This is a genomic window from Pseudomonas sp. TE12234, assembly GCF_054061835.1.
Genome location: NZ_JBSSEP010000001.1, coordinates 67,153 through 88,130, shown reverse-complemented (window position 1 = coordinate 88,130; position 20,978 = coordinate 67,153). Strand labels below are relative to the sequence as shown.

Annotated in this window: 18 protein-coding genes; 12 read left to right on the top strand and 6 right to left on the bottom strand. The window is 60.4% G+C overall.

The features are described from left to right. Positions 1-2 precede the first annotated feature (2 nt). Positions 3-824: a shikimate dehydrogenase gene (gene aroE, locus ACVWYU_RS00445; RefSeq protein ID WP_457371647.1), complete on the top strand. Its 822-nt coding sequence runs from the start codon at positions 3-5 to the stop codon at positions 822-824. A 63-nt stretch (positions 825-887) separates the two neighbouring features. Here the strand turns inward: aroE and ACVWYU_RS00440 are convergent, their stop codons facing one another. The 3 genes from ACVWYU_RS00440 to betC all read right to left on the bottom strand — a co-directional run bounded on the left by ACVWYU_RS00440 (position 888) and on the right by betC (position 5,095). Further along, positions 888-2,456, bottom strand: coding sequence for a SulP family inorganic anion transporter (locus ACVWYU_RS00440; protein ID WP_248914609.1), 1,569 nt, complete (start codon positions 2,454-2,456; stop codon positions 888-890). A gap of 187 nt (positions 2,457-2,643) precedes the next feature. Next, positions 2,644-3,564 (bottom strand): choline ABC transporter substrate-binding protein, encoded by a 921-nt coding sequence (gene choX, locus ACVWYU_RS00435; protein ID WP_090327012.1) that lies wholly within the window; start codon positions 3,562-3,564, stop codon positions 2,644-2,646. Positions 3,565-3,580: 16 nt separating this feature from the next. After that, complete coding sequence (betC, locus tag ACVWYU_RS00430; protein ID WP_457371646.1) at positions 3,581-5,095, bottom strand: choline-sulfatase; 1,515 nt, start codon at positions 5,093-5,095, stop codon at positions 3,581-3,583. Between the two features lie 114 nt (positions 5,096-5,209). Between betC and ACVWYU_RS00425 the strand changes: the two genes are divergently transcribed. Next, the gene (locus ACVWYU_RS00425) at positions 5,210-6,160 is read left to right on the top strand and encodes a choline sulfate utilization transcriptional regulator (protein WP_457371645.1); all 951 of its coding nucleotides are present in this window, start codon (positions 5,210-5,212) and stop codon (positions 6,158-6,160) included. Here ACVWYU_RS00425 and ACVWYU_RS00420 read toward each other — a convergent pair. Then, the gene (locus ACVWYU_RS00420) at positions 6,157-6,819 is read right to left on the bottom strand and encodes an NAD(P)-dependent oxidoreductase (RefSeq protein WP_457371644.1); all 663 of its coding nucleotides are present in this window, start codon (positions 6,817-6,819) and stop codon (positions 6,157-6,159) included. The two genes, ACVWYU_RS00425 and ACVWYU_RS00420, sit on opposite strands and share 4 nt — an antisense overlap. Before the next feature lie 84 nt (positions 6,820-6,903). Here ACVWYU_RS00420 and ACVWYU_RS00415 point away from each other — a divergent pair, with 84 nt between their 5' ends. From ACVWYU_RS00415 to ACVWYU_RS00370, 10 genes are all read left to right on the top strand, one after another. Next, the gene (locus ACVWYU_RS00415; protein ID WP_457371643.1) at positions 6,904-7,230 is read left to right on the top strand and encodes a DOPA 4,5-dioxygenase family protein; all 327 of its coding nucleotides are present in this window, start codon (positions 6,904-6,906) and stop codon (positions 7,228-7,230) included. A 359-nt stretch (positions 7,231-7,589) separates the two neighbouring features. Beyond that, the gene (locus ACVWYU_RS00410; RefSeq protein ID WP_457371642.1) at positions 7,590-8,897 is read left to right on the top strand and encodes a CitMHS family transporter; all 1,308 of its coding nucleotides are present in this window, start codon (positions 7,590-7,592) and stop codon (positions 8,895-8,897) included. Between the two features lie 85 nt (positions 8,898-8,982). Continuing rightward, positions 8,983-9,750, top strand: coding sequence for a TerC family protein (locus ACVWYU_RS00405; RefSeq protein WP_457371641.1), 768 nt, complete (start codon positions 8,983-8,985; stop codon positions 9,748-9,750). Positions 9,751-10,037: 287 nt separating this feature from the next. Then, a complete protein-coding gene (locus ACVWYU_RS00400; protein ID WP_457371640.1) occupies positions 10,038-11,696 on the top strand; it encodes a Na/Pi cotransporter family protein in 1,659 nt (552 codons plus the stop codon). Positions 11,697-11,861: 165 nt separating this feature from the next. After that, positions 11,862-13,238: a M16 family metallopeptidase gene (locus tag ACVWYU_RS00395; protein WP_457371639.1), complete on the top strand. Its 1,377-nt coding sequence runs from the start codon at positions 11,862-11,864 to the stop codon at positions 13,236-13,238. A gap of 177 nt (positions 13,239-13,415) precedes the next feature. Further along, entirely contained in the window at positions 13,416-14,444 is a 1,029-nt protein-coding gene (locus ACVWYU_RS00390; protein WP_457371638.1) for a DUF5924 family protein, read from the top strand. Between the two features lie 54 nt (positions 14,445-14,498). Next, complete coding sequence (locus ACVWYU_RS00385) at positions 14,499-15,647, top strand: ABC transporter permease (protein WP_247255187.1); 1,149 nt, start codon at positions 14,499-14,501, stop codon at positions 15,645-15,647. Continuing rightward, positions 15,644-16,447 (top strand): ABC transporter ATP-binding protein, encoded by an 804-nt coding sequence (locus tag ACVWYU_RS00380; RefSeq protein ID WP_248914616.1) that lies wholly within the window; start codon positions 15,644-15,646, stop codon positions 16,445-16,447. The genes ACVWYU_RS00385 and ACVWYU_RS00380 overlap by 4 nt, the downstream gene beginning before the upstream one ends. A gap of 1 nt (position 16,448) precedes the next feature. Further along, positions 16,449-17,387 carry an MlaD family protein gene (locus ACVWYU_RS00375; protein WP_090327044.1) on the top strand — a complete coding sequence of 313 codons (939 nt, stop codon included), beginning with the start codon at positions 16,449-16,451 and terminating at the stop codon, positions 17,385-17,387. Further along, on the top strand, positions 17,384-18,010 hold the full coding sequence (locus ACVWYU_RS00370; protein WP_248914617.1) for an ABC-type transport auxiliary lipoprotein family protein: 627 nt from the start codon (positions 17,384-17,386) through the stop codon (positions 18,008-18,010). The genes ACVWYU_RS00375 and ACVWYU_RS00370 overlap by 4 nt, the downstream gene beginning before the upstream one ends. A gap of 126 nt (positions 18,011-18,136) precedes the next feature. Here the strand turns inward: ACVWYU_RS00370 and ACVWYU_RS00365 are convergent, their stop codons facing one another. Both ACVWYU_RS00365 and gltP read right to left on the bottom strand, forming a co-directional pair. After that, positions 18,137-19,366, bottom strand: coding sequence for a nucleoside recognition domain-containing protein (locus tag ACVWYU_RS00365; protein WP_247255185.1), 1,230 nt, complete (start codon positions 19,364-19,366; stop codon positions 18,137-18,139). Positions 19,367-19,592: 226 nt separating this feature from the next. Next, positions 19,593-20,924, bottom strand: a complete 1,332-nt coding sequence (gltP, locus tag ACVWYU_RS00360; RefSeq protein WP_090327052.1) for a glutamate/aspartate:proton symporter GltP — start codon at positions 20,922-20,924, stop codon at positions 19,593-19,595. Between the last annotated feature and the right edge of the window lie 54 nt (positions 20,925-20,978).

Genomic DNA, 20,978 nt, shown 5'->3' with positions numbered 1-20,978 from the left:
TGATGGACCGTTATGTCGTATTCGGCAACCCGATTGGTCACAGCAAGTCGCCGCTGATCCATCGCTTGTTTGCCGAGCAGACCGCCCAGAAACTCGACTACAGCACTTCGCTGGCGCCGCTCGACGATTTTTCCGGCTGTGCCCGGGCGTTTTTCCTCGAAGGTCGTGGGGCGAATGTCACTGTGCCGTTCAAGGAAGAGGCCTTTCGTCTCGCCGACAGCCTGACGGCGCGGGCCCAACGGGCCGGGGCGGTGAATACCCTGAGCAAACTGGCCGATGGCAGTCTGCTGGGCGATAACACTGACGGTGCCGGCCTGGTGCGCGACCTGACGGTCAATGCCGGGTTCAGCCTCAAGGGCAAACGCATCCTGCTGCTCGGTGCTGGCGGCGCGGTGCGCGGTGCATTGGAGCCTTTGTTGGCGGAGCAACCGGCGTCGGTGATCATCGCCAACCGCACAGTGGACAAGGCCGAGTTGCTGGCAGAGCTGTTCTGCGACCTGGGTCCGGTATCGGCCAGCGGTTATGACTGGTTGCAGGAGTCGGTGGACCTGATCATCAACGCGACGTCCGCCAGCCTGTCGGGCGAAGTCCCACCGATCGCCGCCAGCCTGATCGAGCCGGGCAAAACGGTGTGCTACGACATGATGTACGGCAAGGAACCAACCTCGTTCTGCCGTTGGGCCAGCGAACACGGTGCCGCAGTGGCGATGGATGGCTTGGGCATGCTCGCCGAACAGGCGGCTGAGGCTTTTTTCCTGTGGCGCGGCGTGCGCCCGGATACGGCACCGGTGTTGGCCGAGCTGCGTCGGCAGTTGGCCCTCTAGGCCTTTGTGGCGAGGGAGCTTGCTCCCTCGCCACAGGGTTCAGTGTGTTTCCCTTGCGGTGTTTCAGTCTTCAAACCGAATCGGGCATTTCTCCGCGCCTTCGAGCTTGCGTAACTCCTCCACCACCTGCGGCCGCGCCTGGCGCAGGGTCAGGCTGCGATTCTGGCGCAGCAGTCGGCGCGCTTCCTGATGCAGCATTTCCACGCCCGAATAGTCGATGAAGTTGATCTGCTGCGCCTCGATCACCACCCGCGCACCGTGCATCAGTTGCAGGCGCACTTGCAGGTAATGGCTGGCGCCGAAAAAGATCGAACCGCCGACCCGCAGAATGTCCTCATCACCATTGCGTATATGTTGTACCCGCGGTTGTGAGGTGCGTTTGAGGTAGAAGAACAGCGACGCCAGCACGCCGGCATAGATGGCCGTCTGCAATTCCAGCAGCAAGGTCGCGACGCAAGTCAGGGCCATCACCACGAATTCGGCATGGCTGACCCGCAGCAAGGCGCGAATGCCGCGATGGTCGACCAATCCCCAGGCGATCAACAGGATGCTGCCAGCCATGGCCGGGATTGGAATGTGTGCGATCAGGCTGGCGCCGAAGATCGCGAACAGTGCCACCCACAACGCCGAAAATACCCCCGCCAATGGTGAGCAGGCGCCGGCTTCATAGCTCAGCCCTGAGCGGGTAAAGGAGCCGGCTGACAGCGATCCGGAAAAGAACGCACCGATGATGTTGGATAAGCCTTGGGCGCGAACTTCCTGATTGGCATCGAGCAACTGCTGTGACCGTGCGGACAGCGAGCGGGCAATCGACAGGCTGGTCACCAGCCCGAGCATGCCCACGGCCACGGCACTGGGCAGCAGGCGCAGGACCAGGTCGAGGTCCAGCGGCAACGGGCTGAACGGCGGTAACTTTCCAGTGAAGGCGCTGACCAGTTGCACATGACCGAACATTGCTGGCCAGAGCCAAACCAGCAGCGCGCCCAGCATCAGCGTGATCAACAGGGTCGGCCAACGCGGCAACAACAGTTTCAGGATCGCGCCGATCACGACGGTGGCCAGGCCCAGTGCCAGAGATGGTTTATCCACCTTGTCGAGATGCCTGAATAAATTGATGAAGCTGTCCAGGGCAGTGGCCTGGCTCGGCAAGTCCAGCCCCAGCAGATTGGGCAACTGGCCGACGGCAATCACCACGGCCGCGCCCAGCGTGAAGCCCAGCACCACAGAGTGAGAGACGAAATTCACCAGTGCGCCAAACCGCAACAAACCCAGCAGCCACTGGAAAACCCCGGCCAGGAACGTCAGCAGCAGGATCAAGGTGACGTAGTCCTGCGTCGCGGGAACGGCCAGAGGACTGACGCTGGCGTACAGGACAATGGAGATGGCCGCCGTAGGACCACAGATCAAATGCCACGACGAACCCCACAAACAAGCAATCAGCACCGGAATGATCGCCGCGTACAGTCCGTATTCCGGTGGCAGGCCGGCAATCAGCGCGTAGGCGATGGATTGCGGCAGCGCGAGAATGGCGCCACTGAGCCCGACAATCAGATCACGACCAACGCTGGCGCGGGTTTGCCGGGGTAACCAGGCGAGAAAGGGAAAGAGTGAATGGCGACTGGGAAGGGCCATGGGTCCTCTCGGTTGGGGATTTTCGCAAGGGTAGCAGGACGACAACGAAATTGTGGCAGGGCTATTTCTGTGGCGAGGGAGCTTGCTCCCGCTCGGCTGCGTAGCAGACGCAAGCCCGGACGACTCGATAAGACAGATTCACCGAGTTGACCGGACAGGGAGCAAGCTCCCTCGCCACAGGTCATTATCAGAGCCTGGCTTTCACCGCCGGCAACGCATCCTTGCCATCCACGGTTTTCACGCCATCGAGCCACTTGTCCAGCACCGCCGGGTTGGCCTTGATCCATGCCTTGGCCGCGTCGGCATTGCTGATTTTCTTGTTCACCACCTCGGCCATGATGCTGTTTTCCATCTCCTGGGTGAAACTCAGGTTGGTCAGCAGCTTGCCAACGTTCGGACAGGCCTGTGCATAACCTTTGCGGGTCAGGGTGTGGACGCTGCCGGTATCGCCGAAATACTTCTCCCCGCCCTTGAGGTAATGCATTTTCAGCTGCACGTTCATCGGGTGCGGGGTCCAGCCGAGGAAGGTCACGAACTTCTGTTTTTTCACGGCACGAGACACTTCGGCGAGCATCGCCTGTTCGCTGGATTCGACCAGTTTCCACTGACCCATGTCGAAGTCGTTCTTCTTGATGATTTCCTGCAACGAGGCATTCGCGGGCGCGCCGGAGCCGATGCCGTAGATCTTCTTGTCGAACTTGTCGGCGAACTTGTTCAGGTCGGCAAAGTTATGCACACCCGCATCCCACACGTAGTCCGGGACGGCGAGGGTGAATTCCGTGCCATCGAGGTTCTTCGACAGTTGCGTGACATCGCCGGTGGCGACGAATTTGTCGTAGAAACCCTGCTGCGCCGGCATCCAGTTACCCAGGAACACATCGACCTGGCCATCCTTGAGTCCGCCATAGGTGATCGGCACCGCCAGGGTGTCGACCTTGGCCTTGTAGCCCATGCCGTCCAGCAGAAACCCGGTGATGGCGTTGGTCGCGGCGATGTCGCTCCAGCCGGGATCGGCCATTTTCACCGTATCGCAGCTCTGATCGGCAAACGCCGAAGTGCTGCCCAGAGCCAGGAGCCCGACCGTCAGTATTGTGGATAACCTTTGCATGGACTTCCCCTTAACATTATTGGTTTTGGCAGGGTTGTGGATAACGTGCTTTACGCTCCAGATCATCAAGGTCGATGTGGTTGCGCATGTACTGCTGACTGGCGTCCACCAGCGGCTGGTGATCCCAGCTCTTCAGCTTGCCGATGGTCAGCGCATCGGCGACGAAACGCCGGCGTCTCTGGCTCGCGAGCACCTGTTGGTGGATCGCGGGGATGTCCCATCGGGCCCGCGCTTCGGCGAGAAAATCGTCGAACAGCAGGCGATGTTGCGGAGACTGGCTGAGTTCTTCCAGCTCGCGCGGGTCATTGTGCACATCGAAGAGTAGGCAAGGGTCGTCTTCGCTGTAGATGAATTTGTAGGCGCCGCGGCGAATCATCATCAACGGGCTGATGGTGCCTTCGGCCATGTACTCGCCGAACACTTCGTCGTGACCGCCCTGCCCTTGCAGGTGCGGAACCAGTGAACGGCCATCGAGCGGCAAGCCCGGTTCCAGCGAACCGCCCGCCAGTTCGACGAAGGTCGGCAGCAGGTCGGCAGTGGACACTGAGGCGCTGACCCGACCGGCGCCGAATTGCCCCGGGGCACTTATCAACAGGGGCACGCGAGCCGCCATTTCATACCAGTGCATTTTGTACCAGAGGCCACGCTCACCGAGCATGTCGCCGTGGTCGCCAGAGAACACGATGATGGTGTCATCGATGAGCCCGGTATCTTCGAGTGTTTGCAGGAGTTTGCCGACGTTGCTATCGATATAGCTGCACGCGCCGAAATAGGCGCGGCGGGCATCGCGGATCTTATCCACAGGCAGCGGCTTGTCCCACAGGTCGTAGACCTTGAGCAAGCGTTGCGAATGCGGATCGAGCTCGTGTTGATCCGGCGTCGCAGGCAACGGGATATCGGCATCGTCGTACAGATCCCAGAATGCCTTGGGGATGGTGTACGGATCATGGGGGTGAGTCATCGAAACGGTCAGGCAGAACGGCCGGTCGCCGTCTTCGCGGATGTGATCGAACAAATACTGCTGGGCCTTAAACACCACTTCTTCGTCAAAATCGAGTTGATTGGTGCGTACGCAGGGTCCGGCTTGCAGCACCGAAGACATGTTGTGATACCAGGACGGGCGCACATCCGGCTCGTCCCAATTCACTGCCCAGCCATAGTCGGCTGGATAGATATCGCTGGTCAGACGTTCTTCATAGCCGTGCAATTGGTCCGGGCCGCAGAAATGCATCTTGCCCGACAGCGCGGTGCGGTAGCCGAGGCGACGCAGGTAGTGGGCATAGGTCGGTACGTCGGCCGGGAAATCCGCTGCGTTGTCGTAGGCGCCAATCTTGCTCGGCAACTGACCGCTGACCAGGGTAAAGCGCGATGGCGCGCACAGAGGGCTGTTGCAGTACGCGGCGTCGAATACCACGCCTTGGGCGGCGAGGCGACTGAGATTAGGCAGTTTGATCGGCGAAGGACCGTAGAACGGCAACATTGGCGCGGCCATCTGATCGGCCATGATGAAAAGAATGTTCTTGCGCTTCATGTGATCGCGGCATTCCATAGTGGATGTTTATGCGAGAGTGCTGCGATCGAGCATGTAACCCATGCACATTGCGGTAAAGCCCCTGTACGGCAATGACTAGGATAAGCACAGCTTATGTATGACGCCCTGGGTGACCTGTCCCTGGACTTGCTTCGCGCATTCGAGTCCGCGGCCCGCCAACGCAGTTTCACTGCCGCCGCTGTTGAACTCGGCACCACGCAACCGGCCATCAGTCAGCAGATCAAACGGTTGGAAGAACAACTGGCGACACGCCTGTTCGATCGCATTTATCGCGGGATCGAACTGACCGAGGCCGGGATGATTCTTTTCGAGCAAGTTCAGCTCGGTTTGCAGCAAATCGATGCCGGATTAAACGCGATAAGTGCACAACAACAGCATGAGGTGCTGCAAGTCGCGACTGATTTCGCATTCGCGGCGTACTGGCTGATGCCGCGCCTGCATCGCTTTCACGCCGCCCATCCGCAGGTGGACGTCAGCCTGGTGACCAGTGAGCGCAGCCATAATATGCTACGTACCGATATCGACGTGGCGGTGCTGTTCGGTGATGGCCGCTTCAAACAGGGCGAAAGCCATTGGCTGTTCAGTGAGGAAGTTTTCCCGGTGTGCAGCCCGCAGTTGCTGAGTGAGCGTCCCCTGCCCTTGCCCGCCCAGGCGCTGCTGGAATTTCCGTTGTTGCACCTTCGCGGTGAAAACAGCAGCCACTGGTTTGATTGGAGCGGCGTGTTTCGCGCCTTGGGGATTACCTCTCCCCCGGCGCCTGGCCAGTTGCGTTTCGACAACTACACCCTGCTGATCCAGGCCGCGATTGGCGGTCAGGGCGTGGCCATCGGCTGGCGCCACCTTGTGGATAACTTGCTGGCGCAAGGTCTGTTGTGCCGTCCCATCGCCGAGACGGTGATATCCCGGCTGGGCTATTACGTGGTCCTGCCGCAACGCAAGCGGCGCGGCGCGTTGATTCAACAGTTTGTCGACTGGTTGATGGCCGAGCAGGCCAGCAGTGCGCAATCGCTCAATGGTCTGGCCCTGCCCTCGATTGCGGTTTAGGGTTCAGTCGCGATGAAGTTGACGTGCTCGCCGACGTGCAGGTTTAAACGCAATTCATCGGCGATTCCCACGGCAGTCCGGGTCAGACGTTTCAATGGCTCTGCCAGACCTGGCTCCAGGCTGCTGCTGACCTGACTGAAATGTTCGATGGTCAGTCCGGGCACGCCCCGCGGGGCGTTTACCAGTGTCCACTGCAATGCACTGCTTTGCAGCGCTTCGCGTATTTCTTCGGCCGCGTGACGTTGCAGGCCGTCATCGATCTCGGGATCGTCCAGCACCTCGAAGTCACCCACCAGAAACAACCGTGCAACGCCCGCCGTCCGCATACCATCGATTAACGCATCCACCGCCAGCACCTGCTCGACGGGGCCCGGTACGATGGTCTTTTCTACATATTCGCTGTTGAAGGGTAATCCTGGCGCGTCCAACAAGCAGATGACAGCTGAGCTGCCCGCCACGCTTTGCTTGACCCGATCGGCGTCAAACAGGTCGCCCGTCTTGGTGCGCAAGCCCGGACGTGGCGCGAGTGCCGTCAGGTCATCGAGAATGGCGATCACTTCATGTTGGCGGCGCAACATTTCAGCCATCAGCGCGCTGCCGAGGCTACTCATGGCACCATAAAGCACCACCTTCACCGCCGGGGTTTCGGCATTTTTCATGGCCGGGCTCCGTTGTTTTCTGCGTATATGGCGTGTGACCCGTTGGAAACGGTGAGGGTTCGACCGGGTTTTGGAGGGATTCAAATGCAAAGGATCAAGGGCTATCACGCCCATGTTTACTTCGATGCCAGCACCATCGATCAGGCTCGGGCGTTGTGTGAACAGGCAGCACAATTGTTTGCGCTGAAGATGGGCCGCGTCCACGAACGCCCGGTCGGCCCGCATCCGGACTGGAGTTGCCAGCTGGCCTTCGGACCTGAGCTCATCAGCGATGTGTTGCCGTGGCTGGCGCTCAACCGCAAGGGTCTGGTGGTGTTCCTGCACCCGGACACCGGCGACGATCTGCTGGACCACAGCGAGCACGCCATCTGGATGGGCGCGATTCGCCCACTGGATCTGTCTATTTTCTGATCAGATGCTTTCTTCAGGCTCGCCCGGCAAATGCTCGTTCGAATGCAGCCTCGGCAAGCGGTTGTCGGTCCAGATAGCGTCCGACGACCGGTTATGCATCCGGTCAAAGCTTTCATCGGCGAAAGCTGGCTGAAAGCTTCCCCGATTAGGATCGCCCCCACTGCCGGCAACAGACCGGTTGGCCAACACGAGCGTTCGATTGCTCGCCCGGCCCATTTAACAACAACAATGGTGATCCTGATGTCCTCTTCTATCCGCCGCTTCGCTCCAACTCCGTCCGTACGCCTCGTGCTTGCCGTTCTGCGCTGATCCCGCCCGATCCGCCCTTTCCCTAGCCGCGCTACGCCTGGAGTATTCCCATGCTGACTTTCCTTGGCTTCGCCATGGTCATCACGTTCATGTTCCTGATCATGACCAAGCGCCTGTCCGCGCTGATCGCCCTGATCATCATCCCGATCGTCTTCGCCCTGTTCGGCGGCTTTGCCCCGAAAATCGGCCCGATGATGCTCGAAGGCATCACCAAGCTTGCGCCGACCGGCGTGATGCTGATGTTCGCCATTCTGTACTTCGCCCTGATGATCGATTCGGGTCTTTTCGACCCGGCCGTGCGCAAGATCCTCAAGCTGGTCAAGGGCGACCCGTTGAAAGTTTCGGTCGGCACCGCCGTACTGGCGCTCGTCGTCTCCCTCGATGGTGACGGCGCGACCACTTATATGATTTGCGTGGCCGCCATGCTGCCGCTCTACAGCCGTATCGGCATGAGCCCGCGGATCATGGCCGGCCTGATCATCCTCGCCGGTGGCGTGATGAACATGACCCCGTGGGGTGGCCCGACCGCTCGCGCGGCCAGTGCATTGCATGTGGATCCGTCGGCGATCTTCGTGCCGATGATTCCGGCGATGGCTGCCGGTGTGCTGGCGATCCTCGTCATTGCCTACTTCTACGGCAAGCGAGAACGGGCGCGTCTGGGTGAGCTGCACCTGGTCGGCGACGAAATCGACCACAGCGAAATCAGTGTTTCGCAGTTCCCGGATGCCCGTCGTCCGAACCTGATCTGGTTCAACGGCGCCCTGACCCTGGTGTTGATGTGCACCCTGATCGCCGGCCTGCTGCCGCTGCCCGTGCTGTTCATGGTGGCGTTCAGTATTGCGATGATCGTCAACTATCCGTGCCTGCAACAGCAGAAAGATCGTGTCGCGGCCCACGCCGGCAGCGTTCTGGCGGTGGTCGGGCTGATCTTTGCCGCCGGTATTTTCACCGGCATCCTGTCGGGCACCGGTATGGTCGATGCCATGTCGAAAAGCCTGTTGGCAGTGATCCCTGATTTCCTCGGCCCTTACCTGGCCGTGATCACGGCGCTGGCGAGCATGCCGTTCACGTTCTTCATGTCGAACGATGCATTTTATTACGGCGTGTTACCGGTACTTGCCGAAGCCGCCAGCCACTACGGTATTACCGCAGTGGAAATGGCACGTGCCTCGATCGTCGGTCAGCCCGTCCACTTGCTGAGCCCGCTGGTACCATCGACCTACCTGTTGGTGGCCCTGGCCGGTATCGATTTCGGTGACCATCAGCGCTTCACCCTGAAATGGGCAGTGCTGGTGTGCATGTGCATACTGGTTGCCGCATTGCTGATGGGGATTTTCCCGCTGTTCAGCACGCTATAAGCCCAAGACTCACCACTTCGGGTCCAGGCTTTGTGGTTTGAAGCCCGGGCCCTTCGTGGTTTAACACTCGCTCAAAGGAATACACATGGAATGGCTGACCAACCCTGAAATCTGGGTTGCCTTCTTTACCCTGACCGCCCTGGAAATCGTCTTGGGTATCGATAACATCATCATGATTTCGATCCTGGTCAGCCGCATGCCCAAGCACATGCAGGCGCGCACCCGGATTTTCGGGCTGGCGCTGGCCATGGTCACGCGGATTCTGTTGTTGCTGTCGATCACTTGGGTCATGCGCCTCACCGCCGACCTGTTCGTCGTGTTCGACCAGGGTATTTCCGGGCGAGACCTGATCCTGTTCTTCGGTGGCCTGTTTCTGCTGTGGAAAAGCTCGCAGGAGATGTACCACGCGCTGGAAGGCGAAGACGAAACCAACGACGAGCCGAGTGGCGCGGGCGGCAATTTCCTCTACACCATCATCCAGATTGCGATCATTGACATCGTGTTCTCCCTGGACTCGGTAATCACCGCGGTCGGCATGGTCTCCTACGTACCGGTCATGGTCGCGGCCATCATCGTGGCCGTATTGGTGATGATGTGGGCTTCCGGCACCATCAGCGAGTTCATCGACAAGCACCCTTCGCTGAAGATGCTGGCGCTGTCGTTCCTGTTGGTGGTCGGTACGGTGCTGATTGCCGAATCCTTCGACGTGCACGTGCCAAAAGGCTACGTCTATTTCGCCATGGCGTTCTCGCTGGCGGTGGAAGCGATCAACATCAAGATGCGCACTGCGATTGCAAGAAAGAAACAGCAGCGTGACCCGGTGAAACTGCGCAAGGACATTCCGGGCCAGTAACCCGCAAATACGCAACGCCCTGTGGGAGCGAGCCTGCTCGCGATAGCGGTCCATCATTCAACATCAATGTTGAATGTGAGGGCCCAATCGCGAGCAGGCTCGCTCCCACATTTGTTTTGGGTGGCTGGAAGGTCAGGTTTCATGACGGTTTTGTTTCAATCGCTACTTTAGCTATGCGATGCTGGCGCCCAGACCGTTAGCCAACTACAGCTTAAGTACAAAACGTAGAAAAAAGCGCGGCACCGTCAACTTGCTCCTTTGGGGCGCTACCACCACAGGGGGCCTGTATGCTCACCCTGCTCAATTTATTATCTGCCGTGGCCCTGTTGATCTGGGGCACGCACATCGTCCGAACCGGCATCCTGCGGGTTTACGGTTCCAACCTGCGCCACGTGATTGGCCAGAACATGTCCAAGCGCTGGCTGGCGTTTATCGCGGGGATTGTGGTGACGGCCATGGTCCAGAGCAGCAACGCCACCGCCATGCTCGTCACCTCCTTTGTCGGTCAGGGCCTGATGGCGTTGACCCCGGCGCTGGCGACCATGCTGGGCGCCGATGTCGGTACCGCGCTGATGGCGCGGGTGCTGACCTTCGATCTCTCATGGCTGTCGCCGCTGCTGATCTTTCTCGGGGTGATTTTTTTCCTGTCGCGCAAACAGACCCGCCTGGGTCAGATGGGCCGTGTGGCCATTGGCCTGGGTTTGATCATTCTGGCCTTGCAACTGATCGTCGAAGCCGCCTCACCCATCACCCACGCCCAAGGGGTGAAGGTGATCTTTGCCTCCCTGACCGGCGATATCCTGCTCGATGCCCTGGTCGGCGCGATGTTCGCGATGATTTCCTACTCCAGCCTGGCGGCGGTGCTGCTGACCGCAACCCTGGCCGGCGCCAGCGTGATCAGCCTGCCGGTAGCGATCGGCCTGGTGATCGGCGCCAATATCGGCAGCGGCATTCTCGCGTTCCTCAGTACCAGCATGCAGAACTCCGCCGGCCGCCAGGTGGCGCTGGGCAGCCTGTTGTACAAGCTGATCGGCCTGTTGCTGATCATTCCTGTGCTCGACCCGCTGGTGCACTGGCTCGATAGTCTGGATTTCAGCCCGCAGGAAATGGTCATTGGCTTCCATCTGCTTTACAACACCGCGCGCTGCCTGATCCTGCTGCCCAGTGTCGAGCCTATGGCCAGGTTCTGTGCGTGGGTACTGCCGGAGCGCCCGCAAGCCAACGGCATGGCCAAACCCCGGCACCTGGATCCGACGGCGTTGGTCACGCCCAGCCTGGCGCTGGCCAACGCCGCCCGGGAAACCCTGCGCATGGGGGATCTGATCGACAACATGCTCGAGGCCATGCTCGATGTGCTGCAGGGCAAGCAAACCGCCGTGACCCAGGAAGTGCGGCGTCTGACCGATGATGTCGAGGCGCTCTACAGTGCGATCAAGCTGTATCTGGCGCAAATGCCCCGGGAAGACCTCAGTGATCAGGACAGCCGGCGCTGGGCGGAAATTATCGAGCTGGCGATCAACCTCAAGCTCGCCAGCGACTTGATCGAACGCATGCTGCGTAAAGTGCAGCAGCAGAAAACGTCCCAGCGTCGGTCGTTTTCCGAGGTCGGCCTGGAAGAGTTGGCAGGGCTGCACAGCCAGTTGATCTCCAACCTGCGTCTGGGATTGTCGGTGTTCCTCAGTGCCGACAAGGAAAGTGCCCGCCAGTTGTTGCGCGAGAAACGTCGCTTTCGCGCTCAGGAGCGCCGCATGGCCCATGCGCATGTCAGCCGTTTGCAACGTAAGATCGTGCAGAGTCTCGAGACCAGTTCGCTGCACCTGGAGTTGATCGCCGACATGAAGCGTCTGAACTCACTGTTCTGCAGCAGTGCCTATGTGGTGTTGGAAACGGCCGAAACCGGTGCGCTGGCGGTCGATGATTTGACCGACATTACACATTCGCCTTGAACGTCTGGCAGCATGGTCAGTCAGTACTATTGATTCAGCTCCAAGGCCGCCATCGCGGGCAAGCCCGCTCCCACAGGTCTGCGATGTTCCTGTGGGAGCGGGCTTGCCCGCGATGGCGGACTGAAGGATGAAACGGATCTCCGATGGGTTGCCGGGAAGCTCGTTATGCGTTGTCTGTTGTTCGTCTGTCTGTTGCTTGGCTCACTCCCTTCGTTTGCCCTGGATCGTTTCCAGGTCGAGGGCTATGCCCTGCGCAACGGTCTGCAATTGCTGCTCAAGCCCGGTATGGATCGCGGTCATGTGGCGATTCGGCTGGTGGTTGGCGTTGGCCTGGATGACTTCAGCTGCGCCGATAAGGAACTGCCGCACCTGCTTGAACACTTGCTGTTCAGTGGCATCGACGCCAGCGGCGAAGGTGGCCTGGAAGAGCGCATGCAGGCATTGGGTGGCGAATGGAACGCCTACACCAGCAATGCCGACACCACGTTTGTGATCGAGGCCCCGGCGAAAAACCAGCGCCAGGTACTCGACCTGCTGCTGGCGCTGTTGACCCAGACCCGCTTCGACGACAACGCCATCAACGCCGCCAAGCAAGTGGTCGAGCGCGAAGACGGGGGCCACTACTCTCACCTGCAGCGCTGGCTGGATCGCCAGGACCTGGGCCACACCGCCAGTAATCAACTGGCAGTGGAACTGGGCCTCAAGTGCCAGGAGCGCGCAGAAGTTGATCAGTTGACCCGCGAACAATTGGAGAAGGTGCGCAAGGACTGGTACGCACCGAACAACATGACGCTGATCGTCGTCGGCGACCTGGACCGATTGCTGCCGGCTTATCTGGAGCGCACCTACGGCGCGCTCGAAGCGATCAACCCCACCGATCACCCGGCTCTGCCGCAGATCCAGTCCAGCGCTGCCCATGTGCGCGTCCTGACCCAGGGCTTTATCGGTGGCGGCGCCAAACTGCACTGGTTGGTGCCGGAGCCGGTTCAGGAAGATGAGCACGATGTAACTTTCGACCTGCTCAAGGACTATCTGGACTGGGCGCTCTATCGTCAGTTACGCCTGGCGCACGGCTTGTCCTATGGTCCGTGGGCCGAGCGCGAGGTATTTGGTGGCGTGGGCTTCATGAGCCTGAACGCCGATCTGGAGCGCGACGACGTGGCCGAGGCGCAACAGGTCCTGGAGGACTTGAAAGCCGGGCTGCTCAAGGACGGTCTCAATGCCGAGACCTTCAACCGCCTCAAACAGGCTGCCATCGCCCGCCAGGCCTGGGCCGTGCAAGGCAACAGCGCGTTGGCCGATTACTATTGGGGCGCCCTTGGGGACTATGAGGACGGTCGTTTCGTCGATCCGGCCAGAGAGTTTCAGGGCGTGACGCTGGAGGAAGCGAACAAGGCGATGCGCGAGTTGCTCATGCAACCGGGGTATCTGCGGATCGAGAAGCCGTTGTTGAGTTATGACCAGGTGCTGTGGGCAATCGGCGGCATGTTGGCGTTTCTGGTACTTGGACTATTGGCCTGGCGCATCCACCGCAAACACTAACCGACTCCTCTGGAGCCCGGCTTGCCAGCGATGGTCGTCAACGATAACGGGTGCCGGCTGGATAAACGCGGGGCCGTTTGCAGGCCGGTGCCTACAGAAGTTAATGGCCTCTCGCCACACTGCCCTGCCGGCGGTAACCTGTCGGGGATTTTTCCTACGACTACTGTGAACCGCCGAATGCCTACCCTGACCCTTTTCATACAGCGCATTCTCGAACTGATGAAGCGCTACCCCGGGGTCATTGCGCTCGGTGGTTTTATCTCCGGCGTCTGCAGTTTCATTCTGGTGGACCGTCAGCAAGGTCTGGCGAGCTGGATCACCACCATCATGCTGGTGAGCTGGGGCTGGTTGATGCTGGAAAACAGCCTGACCAAGCTGTTCACCAAGGTCTTCAAACGGGAAATTCCCCAGCCTCTGCTGCGTTATGCGACGCAGATGATCCACCAGGAAAGCCTGTTTTTCGTCCTGCCGTTCTTTTTCATCACCACCACATGGAACAGCGGCCAATTATTCTTCACCGGGATGCTGGGCATCGCGGCGCTGATTTCCATCACTGACCCGCTCTACTACAAATGGCTGGCACCACGGCGATGGGCCTTCCTGGCGTTGCACACGCTGACGCTGTTCGCCGCCCTGCTCACCGCCCTCCCCGTGATCATGCACCTGACCACGTCCCAGAGTTTCAAACTGGCGCTGGGTATCGCCGTCGTATTGTCGTTCCCGAGCCTCGCTTCGATTTTTCCGATTCGGACCGTGCGCAACGCCTTGGCGATTCTGAGCATTACCGTGGGGATCGGCGGCGTTGGCTGGGTACTGCGATCGTGGGTGCCGCCAGCAACCCTGTGGATGACCGACGTGGCCATCAGCACGCAAATGCAGGACCGCACCCCCGGTGACAGCCTTGAAGAGGTCAGCGCTGAGCAGATTCGTGGTGGCGGTCTGTACGCCTACACCGCAATCAACGCTCCCCGTGGCCTGGACGAACGGATTTATCACGTCTGGCAGTTCGACGGTAAAGAAGTCGATCGCATCCCTCTGGATATTCATGGCGGTCGCAAGGAAGGTTACCGCGCCTGGACCCATAAGCAGAACTTCCCCGCAAGCCCCGCAGGCAACTGGCAGGTCCGGGTGCTGACCGAGGACGGCCAACTGATCGGCGTGCTGCGCTTCAAGGTCACTGACAGCACAGCGATCAAAGAAAAGTAATGCGGTTCGTGCTATTACGTAGGTCTGCGTAACAGCCGAAAAAGCACGGAGCTTATGACCAGCAACACTGCGGCGGGCAATGCCCAACTGGATACCTCGCACACCCCGCCCCGGATAAGGGTTACAGGGGACTGGACGCTCGCCCATTATGCGGACCTCAAACTGCTGAGCGAAAAGCTCGAAGGTCAATACGACGACAACACCCGCATCGACCTCAATGGTCTCGGCGCCCTCGATACGGCAGGTGCCTCGCTGTTGGTGGAGCTGCTGGGCTCCGAGCGCCTGGGCCGATCAGCCGAACACCCCGATTGCACCCTCTCTTCTGCCGACCGCGCGTTGCTGCAAACGATCTACCGCTCGCTGACGGATTTCTGTGTGCCGCTCAAGGAACCGGAAATCAACGTCGGCGTTCAACTGCTGAACCGTATTGGCCGTGCGGTGGACGCGGTCTGGCAAGACACCCTGCAGCTGCTTGGTTTCGTCGGCCTGATCCTGGAAACCATCGCCCGCAACCTGTTTCGCCCCAAGCGCTGGCGCATCACGCCGATGGTGGCGCACATCGAGCAGACCGGCCTCGACGCGGCGCCCATCGTTGCCCTGCTGACCTTTCTGGTGGGCGCCGTTGTGGCGTTTCTCGGGGCGACGGTGTTGGCCAATTTCGGCGCCACAGTGTTTACGGTGGACTTGGTGGCGTTCTCCTTTCTGCGCGAATTCGCCGTGTTGCTCACCGCGATCTTGATGGCCGGGCGCACCGCCAGTGCGTTCACTGCGCAGATCGGTTCGATGAAGGCCAACGAAGAAATCGACGCGATCCGCACGCTGGGCCTCGACCCGATGGAGTTGCTGGTGGTGCCGCGGGTCCTGGCGCTGCTGGTCTCACTGCCGATGCTGACCTTTCTGGCGATGCTGTCGGGGATTGTCGGCGGTGGAGTGGTCTGCGCGGTGTCGCTGGGTATTTCGCCGGCGATGTTTTTATCGCTGCTGCAATCGGACATCGGCGTTCAGCACTTTGTGGTTGGGATCGTCAAAGCGCCGATCTTTGCGTTCCTGATCGCCGCCATTGGTTGCCTGGAAGGCTTCAAGGTCAGCGGCAGCGCCGAGTCTGTCGGCGCGCACACCACCTCGAGCGTGGTGCAATCGATCTTCGTGGTGATCGTGCTCGACGCTGTGGCCGCGCTGTTTTTCATGGAGATGGGCTGGTGAGCCGTTTACCCCGAGCGCCCACCGAGGCGGTGATCGAAGTCCGTGGGCTGTGCAATCGCTTTGGTCGACAGAGCGTGCACGAGAACCTCGATCTGGATTTGTACAAGGGCGAGATCCTTGCCGTGGTCGGCGGTTCCGGCAGTGGCAAGTCGGTGCTGCTGCGCAGCATTGTCGGTTTGCGGCAGCCCAGCGAGGGCATGGTGAAGGTCTTTGGCAAGAACCTGCCGACGCTGTCCGAGCACGAGCGCTCGATGGTCGAACGGCGGTTCGGCGTGCTGTTCCAGAAAGGCGCGTTGTTTTCTTCGTTGACGGTGACCGAGAACGTTGCGCTGCCCCTGATCGAACACGCCGGCTTGAGCCGCAATGACGCCGAGCATCTGGCGGCGGTGAAACTGGCGCTGGCCGGGTTGCCGCTGTCGGCGGCAGACAAGTATCCCGCCTCCCTGTCTGGCGGCATGATCAAGCGCGCGGCGCTGGCGCGGGCCCTGGCGCTGGACCCGGACATCCTGTTTCTCGACGAGCCCACCGCCGGCCTCGATCCGATTGGCGCCGCGGCCTTCGATCAACTGATCCTGACCTTGCGCGATGCCTTGGGCCTGAGCGTGTTTCTGGTGACTCACGACCTCGATACGCTCTACACCATCACTGACCGGGTGGCGGTGCTGGCGCAGAAGAAAGTGCTGGTGGCGGACGCCATCGACAAGGTTTCGGAAACCGACGACGCGTGGATTCACGAATACTTCCATGGCCCTCGCGGCCGCGCGGCGTTGAGTGCCGCTAAACAGTTCAACGAGGTCTGACATGGAAACCCGAGCCCATCATGTATTGATCGGCCTGTTCACCGTGATTGTGGTGACTGGCGCCCTGCTCTTCGGCCTGTGGCTGGCCAAGTCCAGCGTCGACACTGAGTTCAAGGATTACGAAGTCGTGTTCAACGAGGCGGTCAGCGGCCTGTCCAAGGGCAGTTCCGTGCAGTACAGCGGGATCAAGGTCGGCGACGTGGTGTCGCTGCGCCTGGACCCGAAAGACCCGCGCCGGGTGCTGGCGCGGATTCGCCTGGGTGGCGACACTCCGGTCAAGGAAGACACTCAGGCCAAACTGGCGCTGACGGGTGTCACCGGGACGTCGATCATCCAGCTCAGTGGCGGCACGCCACAAAGCCCGGCGTTAAAGGGCAAGGATGGCAGCCTGCCGACCATCATCGCAGCGCCCTCGCCCATCGCCCGTTTGCTGAACGACAGCAATGACCTGATGTCCGGGGTGAACATGCTGATGCACAACGCCAACCAGATGTTTTCCGAAGAAAACATCGAGCGCATCAGCAAGACCCTGGAGCATCTGGAACAAACCACCGGCACCATCGCCGATCAGCGCGGCGACCTGGGTCAGGCGATCAAGCAATTGGCCTCGGTCGGCCAGCAGGCCAGCACCATGATGGAGCAGACGTCGGCGCTGATGCGCAACGCCAACGGTTTGCTCAATGATCAGGGCAAGCAGATGTTCGGCAGCGCCGAGCAAGCCATGAAGTCGCTGGAACAGAGCAGCGCGACCATCAACAAACTGCTGGCCACCAATCAGGACTCGCTCAATAGCGGCATGCAGGGTCTCAATGGGCTGGCCCCGGCGGTGCGGGAGTTGCGTGAAACCCTGAGCTCGCTGCGCGCCATCTCCCAGCGTCTGGAGTCCAACCCCAGCGGCTACCTGTTGGGCAGTGACAAGAACAAGGAATTTACCCCATGAAGCTGATTCACTTTGCCCTCCTCGCCGGGTTCACTCTGATCAGTTCGTGCTCGATCCTGCCCAAGTCCGAGCCGTTTGATGTCTATCGGTTACCTTCGGCCCAATCCAGCACGGCAACCAGCCATGGGACGCCGCAGCGCTGGTCGTTGCGCCTGAACAAACCCCAGGCCAGCGAAGCGTTGAATAGCCCGAACATTGCTGTGATCCCTCAAGGCGATGTGATCATCAGCTACAAGGCCTCGCGCTGGAGCGATCCGGCGCCGGTGCTGTTGCGCAATCGCCTGCTCGATGGATTCCAGCGTGATGGCCGCGTGACGCTGCTGAGCACCGACGACAGCAATTTCCAGGCAGACCTGGAGCTGGGTGGCAGCCTGCAGGCGTTTCAGACCGAGTATCAGGGCTCGGGCGCCAGCGTGGTGGTGCGCCTGGACGCCTTGCTGGTGCGTGGCGCTGACCAACGGATCCTCGCGAGTAAACGCTTCGAAGTGCGCCAGCCGCTGAGCGATGTGAAGGTGCCGGCGGTAGTGACCGGGTTCGGTCAGGCCACCGATCAACTGACGGCGCAGGTGGTGGTTTGGGCGGTTGAGCAAGGGCAGAAACTCGCGCCGCCAGCGCGACTTTGAAGTCTACACAGACCCTTTGTAGGAGCGAGCCTGCTCGCGATGATGGTGAACGATGACGCTGGGCACCAGACACCCCTCGGTGCGCTCGGGTTGATCGCGAGCAGGCTCGTTCCTACAGGGGCTCAGTTAGCCGAAGAACCAGTAGCAAACGCCAATGGCGCCCAAGACCCCCGCCAGCTCCGCCAGCAATGCACACCCCACTGCATGCCGCGCGCGCTGGATGCCGACCGAGCCGAAGTACACCGCTAGCACATAGAACGTTGTTTCGGTACTGCCCTGAACCGTCGCCGCGACCAGCGCCGGGAAGCTGTCCACGCCGGAGGTTTTCATGGTTTCGATCAGCATCGCCCGGGCGGCGCTGCCAGAGAACGGCTTGACCATCGCGGTTGGCAGCGCATCGACAAAACGCGTATCGAGGCCCGCCCATTGCACCAGATGACGAATCCCGTCGAGGCCGAAATCCAGGGCCCCGGATGCGCGCAAAACACCTACCGCGCACAGCATTGCCACCAGATACGGCAGCAGGTTTTTCGCCACGTCAAAACCTTCTTTGGCACCTTCGACGAAGGCCTCGTAAACCTTCACTTTACGCAGTGCGCCAATCACCAGAAACAACATGATCAGCCCGAATAGCGTCAGGTTGCCGAGGATCGACGACAGACCGGCCAGCGCAGTGGCCGAAAGCGTAGCCAGCAGCGCCATGAAGCCACCGAGGGCGAGGGCGCCGGGAATCAGATAGGCCAGCACCACCGGGTCCCAGACACGCAGACGTTGCATGAACGCCACGGATAGAAAGCCGACGATGGTCGAGCAACTGGTGGCCAACAGAATCGGCAGAAACACCAGGGTCGGGTCGGGCGCGCCTTGCTGGGCGCGGTACATGAAGATCGTCACCGGCAGCAGGGTCAGAGAAGAAGCGTTGAGCACCAGGAACAGGATCTGCGCATTGCTGGCGACCGTTGCGCTGGGGTTGAGCTCCTGCAGGGCTTTCATGGCCTTGAGGCCGATGGGTGTGGCGGCGTTGTCGAGGCCCAGGCCGTTGGCGGCGAAGTTAAGGGTGATAAGGCCGATGGCGGGGTGGCCGGGCGGGACTTCCGGCATCAAGCGCAGAAACAGCGGGCCAAGGGCCCTGGCCAGCCATTCGACGATCCCGGCTTTCTCGGCGATCCGCAGAAAGCCCAGCCAGAGGGTCAGGGTACCGAACAGCAGCACCATGACCTCGACCGATAACTTGGCCATGGCGAATATGCTTTCCACCATCGCCGCGAAAATCCCGGCGTTGCCGCCTATCAGCCACTGCGCCAGTGCCGACACGGCCGCCACGATGAAGAAGCCAAGCCATAGGCCATTTAGCATCGGTCAAATCCCCCAAAAGATGCGCGAATGATAGCGGGGTGGCCAGAAACGACAAACCCCGGATTTCTCCGGGGTTTGTTTAATACGGCTTGCCTGGATCCCTGTAGGAGCGAGCCTGCTCGCGATGAACGTCAACGATGACGCGGGCATTCCGGATGAGCGCGGTGCTCCTGTTGCCATCGCGAGCAGTCGAGCGTCGACCGATTGCTCTTACAGGGGGCATGCGTTAGTTGCGGGAAATCTCGCCAGCCGGCAGCTTCTCTTTGCTGCGCCAGTGCGGCAGGGAGTTCCAGTAGCGTTGGCCCTTGGCGTCGTCGTACATGCCTTCCCAGCGAGCGATGACCAGCACGGCCAGGGCATTGCCGATCACGTTCAGTGCGGTACGGGCCATGTCCATGACGCGGTCGACACCGGCGATGAACGCCAGGCCTTCCAGTGGGATACCGACACTGCCCAGGGTCGCCAGCAGCACCACGAAAGACACGCCCGGTACGCCGGCGATGCCTTTGGAGGTCACCATCAAGGTCAGGACCAGCAGCAGTTGCTGGCTGATCGACAGGTCGATGCCGTACAGCTGGGCAATGAAGATCGCCGCGATGCTCTGGTACAGGGTCGAACCGTCGAGGTTGAACGAGTACCCGGTCGGCACTACGAAGCTGCAAATGGCCTTCGGTGCGCCGTAGGCTTCCATCTTCTCGATAACGCGCGGCAGCACGGTTTCGGAGGAGGCGGTGGAGTAGGCCAGTACCAGCTCGTCCTTGAAGATGCGCATCAGCTTGATCACCGAGAAGCCGAACAGGCGAGCGATCAGGCCCAGCACCACGAAGGCGAAGAAGGCGATGGCGACGTAAACCAGGATCACCAGTTTCGCCAGTGGCAGCAGCGAAGCGAAGCCGAAGTTGGCCACAGTCACTGCGATCAGTGCGAACACGCCGATCGGGGCGTAGTTCATGATCATGTGAGTGACCTTGAACATGCTTTCCGACACGCCCTGGAACATCTTCACCAGCGGTTCGCGCAGGTCCGCTTGCAGGCTCGACAGACCGAGTCCGAACAGCACGGAGAAGAAGATGATCGGCAGCATTTCACCGCGGGCCATTGCCGCGAAGATGTTCGACGGGATCAGGTTGAGGATGGTTTCGATGAACGCGTGTTCATGCTGAACCTCGGCCGCGGTCGCCTGGTACTTGGAGATATCCACAGTACCCAGGGTGCTCATGTCGATGCCCGAGCCTGGATGGAACAGGTTGGCCAGCAGCAGGCCGACCACAATGGCGATGGTGGTGACGATTTCGAAGTAGACGATGGTCTTCAGGCCGATGCGCCCGAGTTTCTTCGCGTCGCCGACGCCTGCGATGCCGACGATCAGCGAGGAGATCACGATCGGGATCACGATCATCTTGATCAGACGGATAAAGATATCGCCTGCCGGTTGCAGGACGTTGCTGACCCACCAGGCTTTTTCGGCACTGAAATGGTTGAGCAGTGCACCGATTGCTATCCCCAATACCAGACCGATGAGGATCTGCCAGGCGAGGCTAAGCTTTGCCTTCTTCATATCTTTACCCTTACTTCAGTTTGACTCGAGCAGATGCATGAACTGGAACGCTTG